Here is an 18,536-nt window from a genome sequence, read left to right on the forward strand (position 1 = left end):
CATGTACAGTGGCATCAATCAATATAAAAAGATTATTGTAAATACTTCCTCTCCAGTGGAAAACATTATCTTGTTGTACAAGAAGAGTATACAGTCTTTGATATTAGCAGAACAAAAATTAATAAATGAAGATTATAGTGCTAAAGGTCAAGCAATTTTGAAAACCATTGATATTATCAATTTGCTCAATAGTAATCTCGATTTTTCTCAAGGTGACGTTGCAAAAAGGTTGCATGAAGCGTATGAAATTATTCTTGCGCATTTAACGAAGGCAAATACCCATAACGATTTAGATAGTTTACGTAACGCCCAAAAGTGGTTGAAAGATTTGCTGGAAACTTGGCAACAAATTGCAAGGATGGTCTAATGTGCGAAGAAATAAAAGACTATGAAAGTCTTTTACAAGCATCTGAGTCTTTGTGGCAGGCAGTAAAGGCAAATCAAAACGAAGATGTCGCCTCACTGTTAACAACTAAGGTTAAAATACAACAAGATATTCAGGAAAAATATGCTGATTCTCCCACGGATAATGAGGAAGTTATTGCTATTATAAAAAGAATTGTAAATATCGATAAAGAAACGATTACCCAAGCACAATTATCACAAAGAAGTATCATTGACAACCTGAAGATGTTACTTGAAGTAAAAAAAGCACGTTATGGTTATTTTATGAAAACAAGTGGTTCCACATTAGATAAGAGTGTGTAAATGTTAAAATATTTACTTCTTGTAATGCTATTGTGCTCTGTGATTGTAAGTCAAGCAGACGATACTTTAGATCTCGATTACCAAAAATATCTTACAAAAAAAGCAGAGCCAATAAAATTTCCTACGGCAACTTATGTCGTTTCGGTAATTAGTGTTATCTTCATTATTTTTATTGTTGTCATAACGTTTGTTAAAAAGTTATGGTTCCCTCATGGTAAACTCCCTGAGGGAAAACGTCTCGTTCTAAGGGAGACAATCTATCTCGGAAATAAAACGTTTCTTCATGCCGTACAGATAAAAGATAAGTTGATGATTATAGGGGTGAGCCCTCACAATATTAGCAATGTTACCGAACTCAACATTGACGAATCTGAAGAAAGTTCCGCCCAAAAAAAATCATTTGTAACGGTTCTTGAGGAAACAATGAAGAATTCAAGAAAATCTTAGTTATTTTAAATATTGTTGTGGACTCTTGTCTATGTCTTTGACTGCTTCAATGAACAATAAATACGTTGACCTCGACCAATAAGTTTATATACGTCGTTACGGCGAATTTGTAAAAGATCTATTTCTGCGGTGGCAAATGAGAAAAAATCATCGAGATTTTTTTCAATATAATCGATGAGTTTGCTCGCAAAACTTACTACAGCCTGCTCTTTATTTTCCGGAGTACTGTAAAATGTGTTGCGAATGGCAAAAACTAAATTTTGTGGTAAATGCCATTCGCTTGCTATTTTTTTTGTCACTTGCTCAAAGTAACTATCATAGATGTTTTGTAAAACCGTAACTGTTGGAAAATAGTCGCCTTGCTTTTTGTATATTTTGCGACAAATAGACAGTAGTACGGCTTTATGAATATCGTGCAATAAGCCTCCCGCAAAAACAACTCCATCGTCCACACCTAATTCCTTCGCAATCGATGAACTTAAGTGCGCGCAAGACATACTGTGGTTCCATAGGTCTCTGGCGAGCAAATCTATTTTATTCCCCTTTATTACGGTACACGCTAGCGTTAAACTCATGATCATGCTACGTAACCGCTTTCTCCCTAAGCGTACAATGGCAGATTGTACGGTTTCTACAGGCCAATTTCCCGCAAAACTAATGGAGTTTGCTGTTTTCAAAAGAACGGTAGTGATGGTTACATCGTCTTTGATTGTTTTTTCTAACTCATTGAGATTACTATTTGGATTTGCACTGAGATCCATTAAGCGAAGTGCCGTTGCTGGCAGCAACGGTAAATCAATTTTGTTTTTTAAATTTTTCTGCAAATAATCTAGGAATTGTAAATCACGCTTGTCGAGAATTTTTCTGTTTAACTTCGGCGCGACGCAGAATATATCTGATAAATTTTCTTTGACGGTATAAAGTAAATTGAGACCCACCGAGCGAAAAATAGTTTGTATTTTTGAGTTCAAATGAATACAAAAACACTGCGCTGTTTGGCTAATTTTTTCCGCCGTATCGATTAAGAAAGACATCCCTCCATGATTGATGTACTTTACATTCGCAAAATCTAAAATGAAATAGTGGATATTTTCCGCTACTTGTAAAGGGGAGATTTTATTGATATTTGCATTATCTAAACTTCCACTGATTTTTACAATACATGCACTTTGTTGTTTTACTTTTCTGTTTTCTATATCCAATGTGAGCATTTGATTTTCCACCATTTACCCAGTATTTATATATAATCTCAAGTCATCTATCAATTCCGAGGCGGAAGGATATCTTTTTTTAGGGCTTTTTTCCATCATTCTACAAATAATTGCCGAGAGGTTTTCTGGAATTTTCTTCTGTAGTTTATGCGGTGGAGTTACCGGTCGTATTGCTTGCATCAATAGTAAATTTTCCAATGATTCTGACTGGAAAGGTAATTGCCCTGTTAAAAATTCAAAAAAACATACTCCCATACTATATATATCTCCTCGTTGATCTATCGGAACGCCTAGGCATTGTTCAGGAGATAAATACTGCGCATCTTTTAGACGTACTTTTTTACTTAACTGCTGTAAGGAAAAGTCAAACAAAAGAGCTTTGTTCTCTTGCGATATAAGAATGTTTGTTGGTTTTATGTTGCCATGAAAAATACTTTCGTCGTGTGCTGCTTGCAAACCTGTTGCAATCTGCCGCATAAATTCGGCTATTTGTAAATAAGAAAATTCGTGACTGATTTTTTCTAGCGTTTTCCCCGGAACATCTGACAACAATAAAAAAGCGATATCATCTTTTATTCCCCCGTTGAGAATACTTGCGAGATAAGGGTTTTTTACGTTAATCAAAGTATTGATATCGTGCGAAAACTTAGGCGATAGGAATTCACTTTTGTACCATAATTTTAGTAACACGGGAATATCTAAACCTGTATGGTAAGCACGATATACAACCGTACTTTCGCTATAACCAACTAATTTTTCTAGGCGATAACCGCTCCAAAATGCACCATCTAGTTTTTTAGGGTGCGACATTAGACGTTCGCGGAAAGAAAATTGCGTTTTCTCTCCCTTTGCCATTACCTGTTCCGCTTTTTGGTAGAGCTCTCCTAGTTGAATATCTTTGGGAAAGAAACTTTTTACCTGTTTACAAAAGTAAATTTCAGGGTCTTCTTTTAAGTTTGTGCTTCCAGATACAATAATAACCGGAATATTGCACTTTATTTCCTGCATGCGAATAATAAAATCGCGGCCATTTTGTTTTGGCATACACACATCGAGAACGATTAAGTCTGGATTGTATTTTTGCATTTTGAGTAAACCATCACTGCCATTTTCGGCAGTGATAGTTTGGCAGCCGTTATCAAGAAATACATCAGTACACGCTTCTCGAAAATTTTCATTATCATCAACGATTAATACCTTATGCATTTGTGGCCCCCTAAAAGATAGAAGAGACTTCTTGTTTTGTTTTTGCTGCGATTTGTAACCAATAATCAACATCTTCAAAATTTAAGACGTTTAAATATTCAACTGTTGCTTCCTCGTCTTCCTCATACAAAGATAAAGCGATTTTTAAAATGTATGTTTCTTCCGAATCCTCGTTTTGTGACATAATCACATTAATCGTTTTTTCCGGAATTTTCCATATATTCAATAGTCGTTTCCCTAATTTGTGTTCGTGCGCTGCAAATAACATCTCTAGTAAATCTTCTTCAATGCAAAAATCGCTTTGTATTTTTTCACAGAAGTTCTGTAAAGCGGAAACAATAACCAATTGGCCGATATTATGCATAAGACCGACTAGAAAATATTCTTCTTCGTCTTTTTTGCTTTTTTTGGCCAAAGTGCTACAAACAAAAGCACAGAATAAAGATTTTTCCCATATTCTTGTCAACTGCTTGCGATACGCTTGGTCTTTGATAAACGAAATTTTGATAGAAATAGCAAAGAGAATGGTGCGTAGCTTTCTGCGCCCAAGGCGTGTAATCGCAAGTTTAATAGATGTTACTTCAATACGACTACCATACAACGCCGAATTAGAAACCTTTAAAATTTCACCTGCAATTGCTGGGTCAAGAGAAACGACTTGTTCAATTTCTTCCGTAGATGAATTGGGGCTATTTAGTAAATCGAGTAACTTCAACGTATTCTGAGGTATAGTTGGAATTTTGAAATCTTGTTCGTTCGTAAAATCTTCGAATTGACTGACTAAATTTAACTCTTGTGTCTGCATATGTAGCTCCTCTTTTTAACATGTAATCAATAATTTTTTGGAGACTTTATTACTAGTATCGGCTGTTTTCAAAATTTATTTAGCGGTTTTTATTTTTTATTTGGCGTTATTATTGCACTGCTTACAAATACCGAGGTGTTGTAGGTAAAAAATCGGGATACTTGTTATATAGACTCGAACCAAAGTGTCGTTTTTTCAATACTTTTTGAACTACGTAAACTCCCCCTGTGGGGGCTGTCAGGGCAAGCCCATTGACTTAAGCGTAAGTATATAGTATAAAATAATTTAAAACAGTAAAAGAAGAGATTATGAAAAAAAAGAGTAATAGATAAAAGTAAAGAACTATTAGAGTCAGAGCGTTTCAAAAAAATGCATCGTAAAAACGAAAAAGACTTTACAAGAGAAAGAAAACTACCTTTTTCAAGATTAATGGTATTCATGATACGTAAAAGCATAAAATCAATACAAAATAGGCTAAACGAATTCGTAAAAGACTTGCTTACAAATTTTACAACGGTAACCTCAGGAGCATATACAAAAGCAAGGAAAAAGCTGAATTATACAGCCTTTATAGAGTTAAATAAGCAAGCAGTAGTTGAAACATTGTATGAAGATGAAGACTACAGAAAATACAAAGGTTTTCGTCTATGTGCAATAGACGGATCAAAAGTAAGACTTCCAAATGAAAAAGAGATAGAAGAACATTTTGGCACAATAAGATATAAAAATAAAAACATAAGTGTAGAAGGATCACACGCATTTGCAACAGTGTCAGTACTTTATGATCTACTAAACGAAATCGCAATTGATAGCGAAATAGGACACTGTAAAAAAGATGAAGAGCTATTTGCTTACAAACACTTTCAACATGCAAATGAAAATGATCTCATTCTCTTCGACAGAGGTTATTGTTCATATACCCTGTTAGCACATTTATGTAAAAAAGGTATCAATTTTGTAGTTAGATGTCCTGTTAATTCTTTCTATCAAGCAAACAAAATGTTTAAGCAGAAAATTGAGAGCTGTATTACAACTATTGAACCTCCTGACGATAAAAAGAAATTAGTTAATGACCAGTCTCTACCATCGAAAATTTCTGTACGTTTTGTTCGTGTTATGCTTGATACAGGTGATGTTGAAGTCCTTGTTTCTTCCTTAGTGGATGAACAATTGTACCCCACTGATGATTTTAAAGAGCTTTATTGGTTTAGATGGGGTATAGAAACTTTCTTTGATCGCATTAAAAACCGTCTTGACCTTGAGAATTTCACTGGCAAAACTACTCTATCTGTTCAACAAGATTTCTATGCTACTATTTACATTAGTGGTCTTGAATCTATTCTTATTGAAGATGCTCAAGATATTCTTGATCAGAAAACTTCTAGCAATAAGTATCCTCAGCAGGTCAATAAATCCGTTTCTTTTAATACCATTAAAAACTACGCTCTTGATTTACTTTTTGAAAATGACTCTGATTTACTTTTTGAAAAACTTACTCAACTTTTTCTTTCTTCTCCTACTTGCATTCGAAAAGATCGCCCTCGACCCCGAGTTAAATCTCCTCGAAAACAAGTTAATTACTATAAAAGAAAACGAAAACCTACTTACTAGATTTTCTTAAGTCAATGGGCTTGGGCTGTCAGGGGTAGGTTCTGGCTAAATACATATATAGAAAAGAGATAGAAATTTTTTTACTAACGAATCCCAGGTTGTCATCCCTGGCTTGACCAGGGATCTAGGCGTTTACAAGTCGACTTTATATTGTGGATTCCTGCTTTCGCAGGAATGACACCCTGGGGAAACTTTAGGTTGAAATAATATCTACTTTTAGCCATAAGTACCTTGCATCATAAGCTTTACATAAAACCTAACCTTGTCATCCCTGTGGGGGAGTAATCGGCAAAGCCAATTGTGGGGGCTTCGCACACTAACATATACCGATACTTAAAAGTTTTTCCGGTTCGCTTAGAGCTAAAAAGTCGCAATTAGAGTGAGGGTTTATGGAGTTATCATTTACTTTTTCGTCCATAATATTTTTTGTGTGCGTTCTACTACGCATCAGTTCTTTTCTGGTATTTTTTCCGTTTTTCCCCACAAAACAAAGTGCGAAATACGCCAAGATATTTCTTTGCTTTGTACTTGCGGTTGTTATCACCGCGGTAATGCCAAGAACGTATTCCTTTGCCAAGGAAATAGATTCTCTTTTTATACTTTTTGTTCAAGAGATCGCCACAGGGGCCATGATGGGATTTGTGGTTTTTTTACTGGGCGGACTGTTGCGAATGGTGGGCGGAATGATTTCGCAATTGGCAGGTTTAGAGATTGTGCAAACTATTGATCCTGGAAATTTTGGTCCCTCATCGTTGATGGCAAATTTTATTTTTTATTACGGGGTATTTATTCTGATTTTGTTCGATGCGCATCACTACTTACTACAAATTATTGTATTGAGTTTTGAAGTGATCCCTCCAGGAAGTTTTCATTTATCGGAAGAAATATTTCATCTTATCCATCGCGAGTGGATTATTTTTTGCCGTTTTACCTTGATACTCGTAGCCCCTTTTTTACTTATGGGTTTTACGATTTCCATTGAGCTAGGTATTTTAAGTCGACTTGTACCGCAGATGAACGTATTTCTAATGGAATACCCGATTCGTTTAGGTATTAGTATATTTTTGCTGGCATGGTTTTTGCCATCACTTACTTTGGGTTTTGCGAACGTTTTTAATATAGTTGTCGATGTATATACGGTTTTATTGGGGTAAAGATGAGCGACGAAAAAACGGAACAACCAACCGATAAAAAAAGACAAGACGCGATCAAGAAGGGAAATCTTACTCGTAGTAAAGATTTAGATGCAGCACTGCTGTTACTTTCTGTTGCTCTATTTATACAAGCAGTCGGTCCGTTTATTGTCACGCAATTACAGCTCATCATCAAAGATTTTTTTAGCATACCATCCTCTTTTGTCGATCGTTCTATTGACGAGACGTGGTTAGCACAAAAAATTTTTCGCGACGTGATGACTATTTTGCTACCCATTACCGGATTTGCCGCAGTTATAACGATCATTATTGGTGGTGCGCAAACTAAATTTGCTGTCTTTGAAGAAAAAGTAAAATTTTCTCTCGACAAGCTTGATGTCGTAAAAAACGTACAAAATATGTTCAGCATTAGTAAAGCGGCGCAACCGTTTCTCATTATTGCCAAAACGTTGGTTATTGTTACCGTGAGTTATTTCGTTGTTGTGCCTATTTTTTACCTATGGCTAGCTGGATATCCCGCGAATGTTGATTCCTTGGCTTTTGAGTTGGGTACCGCTTTGCAAAAAATAGTACTGTACTCGACCTTGATGCTAGTTTTTATCGGTGCGGTGGATTACGCTGTGCAATGGCGACAACGTGAAAACAAGTTGAAGATGTCTAAACAAGAAATCAAAGACGAATGGAAGCAAGAAAATGGTTCTCCTGAAATAAAACAGAAGAGGAGCCAAGCAATGTTTCTTATGGCGCATTCTCGTGCAATGCAAGAGGTTCCCGGAGCGACAGTAGTTGTCACCAATCCAACAACGTTTGCGATCGCTATTTTTTATTCCAAAGAAAAAAGTCCTGTTCCGAAAGTGGTGGCAAAAGGAAAAGGCTATCTTGCACAAAAAATTCGCAGCATTGCAAATGAAAATGAGGTTCCTATTGTTGAAAATAAACCTTTGGCACGATCACTGTATTCCCTTGTAGAACCTGGCCAGGAAATACCGGAGCAGTTCTATCAAGCAATGGCATCTGTTCTAGTGTATGTATTTTCCAAAAAAAAGGTTAAATGATGACGAGAATATCAAATTTACTACGCGACGAAAGTGATATATTGCTTGTCGGAGTTATTGTGGGAATTTTATTGATATTGATTGTGCCTTTCCCACCAGAAATCTTAGACTTTTTAATTTGTCTTAGTATCTCCACGACTGTGTTGTTACTACTCATTACTTTGAATATAAGGCAACCGTTGGAATTTTCGTCTTTCCCCTCTATTTTGTTGATCATTACCTTATTTCGTCTGTCTTTAAACGTTGCCTCTACGCGTCTCATCTTACTCCACGGTGATGCCGGATCGGTCATCCAAGCTTTTGGTTTCTTTGTTGTGGGAGGGGACCCCATTGTCGGGATGATTCTATTCACCATTTTGATCATCATTCAATTTATTGTGATTACGAAAGGGGCAAGTCGCATCTCCGAAGTGGCCGCGCGTTTTACACTAGACGCCATGCCTGGTAAGCAAATGAGCATTGATGCCGATTTAAATGCTGGAGCGATTACCGAAGATGCCGCACGCGAAAGACGCAAAGAAATTACCCAAGAAGCAGAGTTCTATGGGGCGATGGATGGATCTAGTAAGTTTGTAAGAGGTGATGCTGTTGCCGGAATCATTATTATTATTGTCAATATTCTCGGTGGTATTATTCTGGGTATTATGCGGGGAATGTCTATTGGCGAAGCGGTGAAAAAATATGTCATTTTGACTGTGGGAGATGGATTAGTTAGTCAGATTCCTGCTCTCTTAATTGCGGTAACTACAGGGATTTTAATTACCAAAACTTCTTCCAACTCGCACTTGGCAAATGAAATTAAAACGCAATTAACACGTTACCCTCGTACTCTAGCGATGACAACGGCAGTTATTTTACTTTTCAGCGTCATGCCTGGCTTGCCTTTTTTTCCGTTTTTTATCATGGCAATGGCGTCGGGTCTTGTCTTTTACAATATGCAGCGTACGGAAAAAAAACAACGGGAACAACAAGAACCGGAACAAATAACCGAAGATGTGCCGCAAGAGCCTAGCGAAGAACAGTGGCTGCGTTTAGATCGTTTGCGTATTGAACTTGGTTATAAACTCGTCGAGATCGCTGATACCTACTCACACCCCACTCTTATGTCACGTATTGTTTCGTTGCGACAGCAGTTGGCCCAAGAGTATGGTATTGTGATTCCTCCGGTACATGTTATCGACAATATACAACTTCCACCGAATAATTATCGTATTTTGATGGAAGGGGAAAAACTTGCGGAAAATACATTGTACCCCGATCTCTTTTTAGTGATTGGAGAAGAGGAAAGCAACCTGGAAAATGATATTCACAATATTCTTGGAAATCAGGACTCTGATGAACTCGTCGGTATAAAAGTTCAAGAGCCCGCTTTTGGGATACCTGCCAAGTGGGTGGATTCTGTGCAGAAAGATAAAGCGGAAATGCTCGGTTACACTGTCATTAATCCCGCATCTGTGCTTGTGACACACCTGTCGGAAACTATCAAGAAAAGTGCTTATGCCATACTCTCACGTGATGATGTCCAATTCCTCGTTGATGTCGCAGAAAAAAATTATCCTATTCTTGTGAAAAATACCATCCCTGATCAAGTGTCTCTAGTTCAACTACATCAAGTTTTACAAAGTTTGCTGTTGGAACAAATTCCTATTTTGAACCTACCACGTATTTTAGAGAGTCTATCAAAGCATATTACAAAAACGAAAGATATGGCGCAGCTAGTTACCTTTGTACGTCAAGACATAGCCATAAGTATTACTTCGCGATATCAGTCTTCTGATGGTAGCTTGCCTGTCATTACGCTTGCACCTGAAAATGAGCAAACATTGCGCGAGGTAATTACATCATCGAGCAAAACGCCTCTTGCTCCTGATTTTTTACAAAAGTTAGTGACGTCTATTAGTAGTATTAAACAACAAAATACCGCGGTGGTGAGTGGACTTCCGATCTTGTTAGTGAGTGCCGACGTTCGTTATGGTATTCGCGAACTTATTAATCATTCCTTGCCGGATGTTCCAGTATTATCTTTTCAAGAAGTGATGAGCGTTCCACAGATACAATGCATTGGTGTGGTTCAGATTTAAGAATACTTGAATCCCTACAGAGAGCCTATAATTTTTCTCAATTGGCATTATTATTGCTGTAAAAACAAAAAAACTATTATGTGAAAGGTAAGGAAAACTTTTGATATGCTAACTTACAACCAGAAGCAAATAAATGATAGAGATAAAACTATCGAGAACTTTTTACCTCTGGTAAGGTATGTCGTTGGTAGAATGTCTATCAATATACCTTCATTTCTAGATGTGGAAGACTTTATCGAAGTTGGCATTATAGGCTTGATTTCTGCTGTTGATAGTTACAATCCAACATTGGGATCATCACTAAAAACATACGCATATACTAAAATTCGCGGAGCTATCCTTGATGAGTTACGTAAGACCTCATTTTTTTCGCGTAACTTTAGCGATAAGCTCAAGTTGTTTCGTCGTGAATATAACGAGTTACACGAAAAATATGGATACCCTCCGGCACTAGAAGAACTTAGTGAGCGTTTGGAAATGAGCTACGATGAAATTAGTGAGCTACTCGTCGCTTTACGTGGTATTACCTTCTTGTCGATTGACCAAGATGCAAATAGTGAAGACAATGCTTTTTTATCTATTTTGACAAATCCACGTGGAGATGATCCCTCGAAATCTGCAGAGAAGAAGGAACTAGAGGAGCAATTGGCCCTAGCAATCTCCAAGTTACCTGAGAGAGAGCACCAAGTGGTTACACTTTATTATTACCAAGGGTTGATGCTAAAAGAAATCAGTGAAGTATTAGGAGTGTCACCTTCGCGGATATCACATCTTCACTCACGTGCTATTTACCAACTAAATCAGTACTTAAGAAAAGAGAATAGTCAATGAAAAGTACGTTAGTAGAGTCGTCGATTGTTAAAAATCAGAAAGTGGTTTATCACGAACATCTTACGCCACAAGGAACAAAAAAATACAATGATGATGAAGTGATTCATGATCACGATTTTCAAGTTAGCGTACAAAAGAACGCTGATGTTGTGACAGGTGTTGTCGTAAATTGCGGTTGTGGTAAATCTATTGTCATTCATTTTTCTTATTGAGTTTTTTATGTGTAGGATATTACTTATTTTCATATTGGCAAGTAGTTGTGCTACGAACCCTTCTCATGGGTACTTAGCACAACCCAGCCCTGTTCGCGAGCTGCAAAATCATCAGCAAAGCCCTCTCACATTGTTACACAACACACAAAAGCAAATCTCTATGCTAAAAAATAAATATAATGCAATGCGTGATATGGTCACTCAGGAAAAGCTGGATAAGCAGAATTTAAAAAACGAAGTTACTTTTGTGCACAACGAATTGGAATTTTACAAAAAAGTAAATGCCAACATGGAAGATCAGCTACAGAAAACGGAAAATTTAACGAAAGAACAAGAAAAAGCAATACTAGATTTGTTTATTGAAAAAGTACGTTTAGAACAGCAAATACTCGAGCTAAAAATGCAGTTAGAAAAAGATGGTTCATGAAGAAATTCATTGTCTTACTATTTTGTATATTGTTCTCCAGTTGTCGTACACCAGGTGTTTCGACAAGTGCATACCTATCTCCTCACTTCTCCGAATATAAAATTTTTCGCGTAGTTGTTTTTCCTTTTCAACTACATGGAAAATCCGAGCAACATAACATTACTTCGTTGTTCGGGGAAGCTCTCCAGCACCAACAAAAATTTGAAGTTGTCATTGCCTCTGCCGCTCAAGTACGACAAATGCAGCTTTCCTTATCACGAAGTGATCAACTGTTACCTGCAAATGATATCATTAAAGCTTCTCGGGTGTTTCAGGCCCAAGCCATCATAAGAGGGCGTGTAACCACCTATCAAGATCTTCCCTGTAAATTGGGGTTGAAGGTTGATTTAATTGCCGCACACGACGGTCATGTTTTATGGTCTGCCGATGGTATTTTTGTCGATGAGGAATTTTTTTCGACGACGCCTGGCAAAGGTAATCGTTTGCGAAATATATCTCCGCAAAGTTTTATTCGTCACTCATGCCTACAACTAACAAAATCATTACACCACTCAAACATATTCCACAAAGCAGAAAATATGATACGGTAGTAGTTGTCTTTTTATTTATTTTCATAATTTTAAAAGTTTGTTTATAAACAAAAAAAAATGTAATATATTACCTTGTGGTATTTTAAGTGTGCCTAATGCAATTTCTACATTGTTTTCGTCTTTGAATTTATGTGCGCCAATTTTCCGAAATGAAACTAGGAGATGTTATTATGAGCAAAGAGAGTATTTTAATTATAGATGATAATGAGCTCTACATTGACGCACTAGAGGCTATTTTACGAGATGACGGGTATGAAGAAATATTTGCTCTGACAAAAGGGCATAATGTATTGGCAACTCTAGAGAATAACAAAATAGATTTAATTCTCTTGGATATTTCTCTTCCAGATGTTTCGGGGATCGAGCTTTATTCGCGAATAAAAGAAAATAAATTGTATTCGCATATTCCCATTATTTTTATTACAGGGCATGGAGATGTAAAAATAGCCGTAGAAGCGATGAAGTTAGGGGCATTTTATTTCTTGTCGAAGCCCGTGCAGCCATACGAATTACAAACCTTGATTCGTTGTGCACTTGACAACAGTAAATTACAAAGGGAAATCGCGTCGTTAAAAGTACAATTGCAGACAAATCAGTCGCTTATTATCGGTAAAACACCTGCAATTAAAAAAGTGATGACGCGTATTGCTCAAGTTGCACATTGTGATGCGACTGTTTTTGTAAAAGGGGAGAGTGGTACAGGGAAGAGTTTAGTTGCCAAAGCAATTCATGAAAGTAGTTTGCGAAGTAAACACCCATTTATTGCCATTGATTGTGGAGCTATTCCGTCCTCTTTGTTGGAAAGTGAATTATTTGGGCATGAAAAAGGAGCATTCACCGGAGCAGTTCGCAAAAAGAAAGGTTTTTTCTTACGGGCGCACCAAGGAACTTTATTTCTCGATGAAATTACAAATCTGCCTCTAGAGTTGCAACCTAAACTACTTCGCGTGATACAAGAACGCGAAATAACACCGATTGGTAGTGACAAAGAAATCAAAGTAGATGTACGTATTGTTACGGCCACCAACGATAATATCGAGGAGATGGTCAACGAAGGTAAGTTCCGTCGCGATTTATATTATCGTTTAAATGTTTTTAGTATCGACCTTCCCCCGCTCCATCAAAGGCGAGAAGATATTCCTCTTTTGGCCCAGCACTTCTTAAATAAATATTCCCCAAATACGAAGAAAAGTTTTTCCAAAGAAGCGATGCAAACAATTATTAACTATGATTGGCCGGGAAACATAAGGGAACTTGACCATGCAATTGAGCATGCCGTGATTATTTCCAACAGTAAAGAAATTCAAAAACAGGACTTACCGTCGGCATTACAATCGAAAACATCCTCTCCAAGTCTGAATTTTGACTCACTATATACTCTAAAGGAAATGGAAAAGAAATACCTAGAAAAAGTACTCATGCACACAAGTTATAATCAAACGCAAGCCGCTAAAATATTAGGTATAGAGCGTAAGAGCTTGTGGCGCAAACTCAAACGCTTTGAAATTTCTATACCTCAAAACGAGAACCCTAATGAGGCAAAATGACTCAGCTTTTTTGTAAGGTGTGCGTCATTTTGCCTCACCATAAGTACTTTGATCATAAAGATATTTCTTTTTCTCTATAGTAAGTTTAATGCGATTTGTGAACTAGCCTTTGATTGTGCAAGTATCGAGGTTCCCGCTTGTTGCAACAATTGGTTTCGCGTTAAGTTAATCGATTCCGCGGCAAAATCAGTGTCTACAAGTCGCGATTTGGCAGCATTAAGATTTTCGTTTACATTACTGAGGTTAGAAATAGTAGATTCAAAGCGATTTTGTAGCGCACCCAATTCTCCACGACTGTCACCTACTGAACTTAGAGCCGCATCTATTCTTTCAATCGCCTCTGTTGCACCAGCTTGAGTGCTCAAGTCGATGTCGCGAATAGAGTCCGAATCTTTGGCAATCCCGGTGACACCAGTAAAACCGATTGATGCAACGTCTCCGCCAAGTTCAATATTATCTGTACTACTTAGTTGGACTTCGCCTCGTGTGGTACCTGCGGTAAAAGTAGTGGTGGTACCTGTGGTGGCGATATCTATATTTCGGCCATCAGCAGCTGTTAGAGTGAAGGTATCATTTACATTGTCTACTTCTGCAACTACACCGGTTTCAGAAGAAACAGCATTGATAGCTTCCGCTAGCTCTTCGGCAGAACCAATACTTGATCCTTGGTTATTGTCGAATACCGAAACACCGTTTATTTCTAGAGTTTCATCTGCATCAACAGCGACACCACTTGCTGCTATTTGTACGTCTGTGGCTTGTGCTTCCGCTCGAACACCCGTGTTACTTGCATTGATGGCAGCAGCTTTTGCAAAAGCACTATCCGCGGTTTGTCCCGCTTCGCTTCCTGCAAAGTTTGAAGAACCTCTTACGAGCTGACCATTTATCTCCAATTCACCCACACCGAGTGCGTTTGCGTCAACGGCAGCACCTCCGGTATTCTTGGCGATTTGTCCAAAGCTTTTACTTGTTGCTCCACGTACGGAGATCGAAATATTTTGCCCTGCGTTTTCTCCCACCTGGAATTGGATGTTGTTTGCGGAGCCATCGAGTACTTTACTACCGTTAAAACTAGTCTCTAAAGCGATTCGATCGACTTCCTTAATCAACTGACCTGTTTCGTCTTGAATGGACGAACGATCGCTATCACTGAATGTTCCGTTTGCTGACTGTACGGCGAGTTCACGCATTCTTTGTAGAACGCTTGTTGTTTCGTTGAGAGCACCTTCGGCAGTTTGCACCAAAGAGATTCCATCATTGGCATTGCGTATTGCTTGACCTAATCCTTTGATTTGTGAATTGAATCGTTCGGATATTTTCAAGCCCGCAGCATCGTCCGCGGCGCGATTGATACGTAGACCTGATGATAATTTTTCGAAAGATTTCCCTAAATTACTCTGCGACTTATTGAGTTGTCGCGAAGCATTTAAGGATGAAGCGTTGTTGTTTATAGAAATAGCCATAAGCAACCCCTCCTTGAACATATTTTTTAAATTGGAAAATCGAGAACTTTTCTCTCTTTTCGATTGGTTACTACCCATTATCGGCAGGTATTTTTTTAGCTTTATGGCAAAATCTATTTTTCTGGCAAATTTTTTGCTTTCTTGTAATGGGGAAATGCGCGGACGTCTATATTTTAAAGGAGTTGTATGGTGAAGTATTTTTTCATATTTATTTGTACCGGGATTATTTCTCTCAATGCCGAAGCGATTATAAAGCGTAATAAAGATAGTAGTTATACCATTGTTGCTGGGGAACAAAACCTGTGGTCTCTTATTGATCGCATGACCAAGATAGAGGAAAGAGAGGTATCGTGTGAAAAGTGGCTACAAGGTACTTTGGAAAAAATAAAACCGGTCGTAAGTTTAAAAAGACGCAGCTTTGATTATGCTCTTAAGTGTCTACTTGGGTGTGGAGATTGTTACTCTCTACAAGAGGGCAACTCTATTCGTATACTCCACCTCGAAGACCAAAATAAATATGCCATTATTCAATCATATCGCAGTTTTTTGGTGGAATATTCTGAATACAAAAGTGCAGACAAAATTTATTTTGACTTGGGCTTTTTGTATATGCAAGAGGGGGACATCCGCGAGGCGCAAACCGAGTTTTACAACTTGTATCGTCAATATCCAAAGAGTTACTTGTTGCCAAATACATTGTTGTTACTCGCTCATTGTTATATTCTCAGTGAAGATACTCCCTTGGCGATTAAAGCACTGAAAAGATTTTTTGATTTATTTCCCGAACACGAACATGAAGACACCGCATCATTAATGCTCGCAAAATGCTATCGTCGGCAACAAAAACTAGTGCAGGCAATTAAGGTATACAAATACTTATTACAAAAAAAGAGCAGTAACAAAGCACAACTGCATTTGGAATTAGGTACTATATATTTACAACAGAAAGAGTACCAAAAAGCTTTGCAATCATTTGATTATATAAAAAAAATTGCCCCTGCGAAGTCATCCATTAAAGCGCAAGCTGTTTATCACAAGATTGTAACGTTTCTACAAATGGGCAACGATATTGATATCAACTCAGAGTTGGTTCACTTTTACCAAGAATACTACACTCATCCATTATCCCCTAAGGTACGAATGCTGCAATTACAGTTTGTGAAACGCAAAGGTAATAAAGATTTTACCGTGTTTTTTCTCGCAAAACCGTTGTTTACCGATCCCGATCCCGAAGTGCGTTCCGCAGCGGGAATGATGGCGGGAACAGCTCTAATGGAAATAGGCCTATATGAACGTGCCGCTAGTGTAATGCAGAAGGTATTAGATTCTATTGAAATTAACAATCGTTGTCGTATGCCGTTGGCTCAGAAACTTGTGGATACGTATCAACAGATGAAGGAATGGCAAAAGGCTAAATATGTTCTAAAGCAGATAGATCATTGGAATGCGCAGCATTCATATCTGCGTTTAATGGAATGTGATTTTTTAGCAAAAAACTACAAGGGGTGTATACTGACTTTTGACCAATATAAAGATAAGATTTCTTCGCATGCTGTCATGTCTCACGCACTTGATTTTTTAGGAAAGAGCTATTTAGAACTAGGAGAGACAGATAAAGCAGAGAACGCTTTTTCGCGTATTGAAGTGAGTTCGATGATTAAAAAACTGGAGGAAAATGAATGAAGTGGTTATTTCTATTGCTGGGACTTGTGAATGCCTATGTGTTTGCCCAAGAAACTTCCGAAGGTTACCAGAAAAAGATACAAGCTCTTTACGAAAAAATTGATCAGTTGGCTTCCGCCAGCGAAGGGGCATTTCTCGATAAAAAAGTATTACTACAGGCCGAATTACGCAAATTAACTACTCTACAAGAGCAATACAAACTAATGCGTGAACAACAACAGCAGGCAAAAACGCAGCAGCTAGAAGAAGAAAGCGATGGCGATGGGGATGATCGTAATCGCCAAGAAGTTATCATTCGTACTTTTCCTTCGCGAAAGAATTATCTTGCTTTGGGAGATATATATTGGAAACAAAACAGATACGAAGAAGCGTTGGGTATGTATGCTAAAGTCAACGATAAGTTCCCGTCTCTATTATATAAATTAGGCTATGCTCACGAAACACAGGGGGATTACGATGAGGCAGAACGTTTCTTTAATTTACTGCGCGACGAGCCGATGTTTCGGAGACAAAGCAGATGGTCTATTGACTATTTGCGATGGAAGCAAGAAATGGAGCAAGACATCGCTCTCTATGAGTCGCCGCAACAAACCAATAACGAAGATGAAGAACAACCAAAAGAAGAACCGTTAAAAGAAATCCCCGCAGGTAAAGACGTTTTAAATGTGACGAATGCAGTAGAAGAGCAGCCTATAGAGAAAGAAGTTGTGCCCGCGAATCCGGTGGAAACGAAACGTCGTGCGAAAAAAACGAAGAGTTATCTTCATAAATGGTATGGAAAAAATAGCAAAAGCTTAAAAGTTCTCCATAAATTATTAGAAAAAGATTTTTCGGTATTAGAACCTAATGCCGCTTTATATTTGGCTCGTATCAAGATCTATATGAAAAAAATTAAAAGATATCAGCAAAAAATTACTTTTATGGCAAAAAAATTGCATAAGTCACAGCGTAAGCTTTTTTTAGTGCCAGAAAAAAATGAATACAAAATACTTGCGAAATATTCCCAAGATCTGCGACAGCAAATACAAGATCAAAAAGTACAAGTAAAGACCCTACAGCAAATTTTACAACAACTACAGTTGTTGGATTCACGTTGTAAGAACTACATTCAACGCATACAGCTTAAGTTAAAGAAGGAAAATGGAGATGTTTGATCAAAACATAAATGTCGTTGCAAAATTTTTGGATGTCTCTGCATTACGTCATAAGGTGGTTGCGCATAATATTGCAAATGTCAATACTTCAAATTTCAAAAGAAAAGAAGTTGTCTTTGAAGACTTGTTGCAAAACGGTAGTGCGGACAATAAACGCTTATTAAAGGTAAAACCGCAAGTTGTCGAAGTCGAAGAGAACGAACGCGTTGACGACAACTCTACGTACCTACAAGACGAGGTGGGAACTCTTACGAAGAACAATCTATTGCAACAAGCATATTTGCGTTCGCTAACATTCCAAATTAGAGGTCTAAACGGCGCTATTCGCGGGCACTTTTAAAGGAGGTATAT

At 37.7% G+C, this 18,536-nt stretch carries 19 protein-coding genes; 15 read left to right on the forward strand and 4 right to left on the reverse strand.

The window, feature by feature from the left end; all coding sequences use genetic code 11:
• Position 1 precedes the first annotated feature (1 nt).
• The 3 genes from fliS to UABAM_RS16560 are packed head-to-tail and all read left to right on the forward strand — an operon-like array spanning position 2 to position 1,155.
• Positions 2-367, forward strand: coding sequence for a flagellar export chaperone FliS (gene fliS / locus UABAM_RS16550; RefSeq protein ID WP_151969120.1), 366 nt, complete (start codon positions 2-4; stop codon positions 365-367).
• Positions 367-708, forward strand: coding sequence for a hypothetical protein (locus UABAM_RS16555; protein WP_151969121.1), 342 nt, complete (start codon positions 367-369; stop codon positions 706-708). The genes fliS and UABAM_RS16555 overlap by 1 nt, the downstream gene beginning before the upstream one ends.
• On the forward strand, positions 709-1,155 hold the full coding sequence (locus tag UABAM_RS16560) for a flagellar biosynthetic protein FliO (RefSeq protein WP_151969122.1): 447 nt from the start codon (positions 709-711) through the stop codon (positions 1,153-1,155).
• A 29-nt stretch (positions 1,156-1,184) separates the two neighbouring features.
• On the opposite strand, the gene UABAM_RS16565 is transcribed toward UABAM_RS16560, so the two are convergent.
• The 3 genes from UABAM_RS16565 to UABAM_RS16575 are packed head-to-tail and all read right to left on the reverse strand — an operon-like array spanning position 1,185 to position 4,377.
• On the reverse strand, positions 1,185-2,366 hold the full coding sequence (locus UABAM_RS16565) for an HDOD domain-containing protein (RefSeq protein ID WP_173013366.1): 1,182 nt from the start codon (positions 2,364-2,366) through the stop codon (positions 1,185-1,187).
• Positions 2,367-2,381: 15 nt separating this feature from the next.
• Positions 2,382-3,572, reverse strand: coding sequence for a protein kinase domain-containing protein (locus UABAM_RS16570; RefSeq protein WP_173013367.1), 1,191 nt, complete (start codon positions 3,570-3,572; stop codon positions 2,382-2,384).
• A 10-nt stretch (positions 3,573-3,582) separates the two neighbouring features.
• Positions 3,583-4,377 carry an HDOD domain-containing protein gene (locus UABAM_RS16575; RefSeq protein WP_151969125.1) on the reverse strand — a complete coding sequence of 265 codons (795 nt, stop codon included), beginning with the start codon at positions 4,375-4,377 and terminating at the stop codon, positions 3,583-3,585.
• A 324-nt stretch (positions 4,378-4,701) separates the two neighbouring features.
• Between UABAM_RS16575 and UABAM_RS16580 the strand changes: the two genes are divergently transcribed.
• The 9 genes from UABAM_RS16580 (at position 4,702) to UABAM_RS16620 (ending at position 13,885) form a co-directional block, all read left to right on the forward strand.
• A complete protein-coding gene (locus UABAM_RS16580) occupies positions 4,702-5,988 on the forward strand; it encodes an IS4 family transposase (protein ID WP_261344000.1) in 1,287 nt (428 codons plus the stop codon).
• Between the two features lie 389 nt (positions 5,989-6,377).
• Complete coding sequence (locus UABAM_RS16585) at positions 6,378-7,142, forward strand: flagellar biosynthetic protein FliR (RefSeq protein ID WP_151969126.1); 765 nt, start codon at positions 6,378-6,380, stop codon at positions 7,140-7,142.
• Between the two features lie 2 nt (positions 7,143-7,144).
• On the forward strand, positions 7,145-8,197 hold the full coding sequence (locus UABAM_RS16590; protein ID WP_151969127.1) for an EscU/YscU/HrcU family type III secretion system export apparatus switch protein: 1,053 nt from the start codon (positions 7,145-7,147) through the stop codon (positions 8,195-8,197).
• On the forward strand, positions 8,194-10,278 hold the full coding sequence (flhA, locus tag UABAM_RS16595) for a flagellar biosynthesis protein FlhA (RefSeq protein WP_151969128.1): 2,085 nt from the start codon (positions 8,194-8,196) through the stop codon (positions 10,276-10,278). The genes UABAM_RS16590 and flhA overlap by 4 nt, the downstream gene beginning before the upstream one ends.
• Positions 10,279-10,383: 105 nt before the next feature.
• The gene (locus tag UABAM_RS16600) at positions 10,384-11,109 is read left to right on the forward strand and encodes a sigma-70 family RNA polymerase sigma factor (protein WP_151969129.1); all 726 of its coding nucleotides are present in this window, start codon (positions 10,384-10,386) and stop codon (positions 11,107-11,109) included.
• Positions 11,106-11,321 carry a hypothetical protein gene (locus UABAM_RS16605; RefSeq protein ID WP_151969130.1) on the forward strand — a complete coding sequence of 72 codons (216 nt, stop codon included), beginning with the start codon at positions 11,106-11,108 and terminating at the stop codon, positions 11,319-11,321. Before UABAM_RS16600 ends, UABAM_RS16605 begins: the two co-directional genes overlap by 4 nt.
• Positions 11,322-11,328: 7 nt before the next feature.
• Positions 11,329-11,748: a hypothetical protein gene (locus UABAM_RS16610; protein ID WP_151969131.1), complete on the forward strand. Its 420-nt coding sequence runs from the start codon at positions 11,329-11,331 to the stop codon at positions 11,746-11,748.
• Positions 11,745-12,338 (forward strand): hypothetical protein, encoded by a 594-nt coding sequence (locus tag UABAM_RS16615; protein ID WP_151969132.1) that lies wholly within the window; start codon positions 11,745-11,747, stop codon positions 12,336-12,338. The genes UABAM_RS16610 and UABAM_RS16615 overlap by 4 nt, the downstream gene beginning before the upstream one ends.
• A gap of 170 nt (positions 12,339-12,508) precedes the next feature.
• Entirely contained in the window at positions 12,509-13,885 is a 1,377-nt protein-coding gene (locus tag UABAM_RS16620) for a sigma-54-dependent transcriptional regulator (RefSeq protein WP_173013368.1), read from the forward strand.
• 74 nt (positions 13,886-13,959) lie between these two features.
• Here the strand turns inward: UABAM_RS16620 and UABAM_RS16625 are convergent, their stop codons facing one another.
• A complete protein-coding gene (locus UABAM_RS16625; protein ID WP_151969134.1) occupies positions 13,960-15,348 on the reverse strand; it encodes a flagellin N-terminal helical domain-containing protein in 1,389 nt (462 codons plus the stop codon).
• Between the two features lie 186 nt (positions 15,349-15,534).
• On the opposite strand from UABAM_RS16625, the gene UABAM_RS16630 reads away from it, so the two are divergent.
• From UABAM_RS16630 to UABAM_RS16640, 3 genes are read left to right on the forward strand one after another with little or no spacing between them, the layout of a single operon-like run.
• A complete protein-coding gene (locus UABAM_RS16630; protein ID WP_151969135.1) occupies positions 15,535-17,031 on the forward strand; it encodes a tetratricopeptide repeat protein in 1,497 nt (498 codons plus the stop codon).
• On the forward strand, positions 17,028-18,185 hold the full coding sequence (locus tag UABAM_RS16635) for a tetratricopeptide repeat protein (RefSeq protein ID WP_151969136.1): 1,158 nt from the start codon (positions 17,028-17,030) through the stop codon (positions 18,183-18,185). The genes UABAM_RS16630 and UABAM_RS16635 overlap by 4 nt, the downstream gene beginning before the upstream one ends.
• Positions 18,178-18,525 carry a flagellar basal body rod protein FlgB gene (locus UABAM_RS16640; protein WP_151969137.1) on the forward strand — a complete coding sequence of 116 codons (348 nt, stop codon included), beginning with the start codon at positions 18,178-18,180 and terminating at the stop codon, positions 18,523-18,525. The genes UABAM_RS16635 and UABAM_RS16640 overlap by 8 nt, the downstream gene beginning before the upstream one ends.
• The last annotated feature ends 11 nt before the right edge of the window (positions 18,526-18,536 follow it).

Origin of the sequence: Candidatus Uabimicrobium amorphum (assembly GCF_009002475.1) — a bacterium.
GTDB classification, from domain to species: Bacteria; Planctomycetota; Uabimicrobiia; order Uabimicrobiales; family Uabimicrobiaceae; genus Uabimicrobium; species Uabimicrobium amorphum.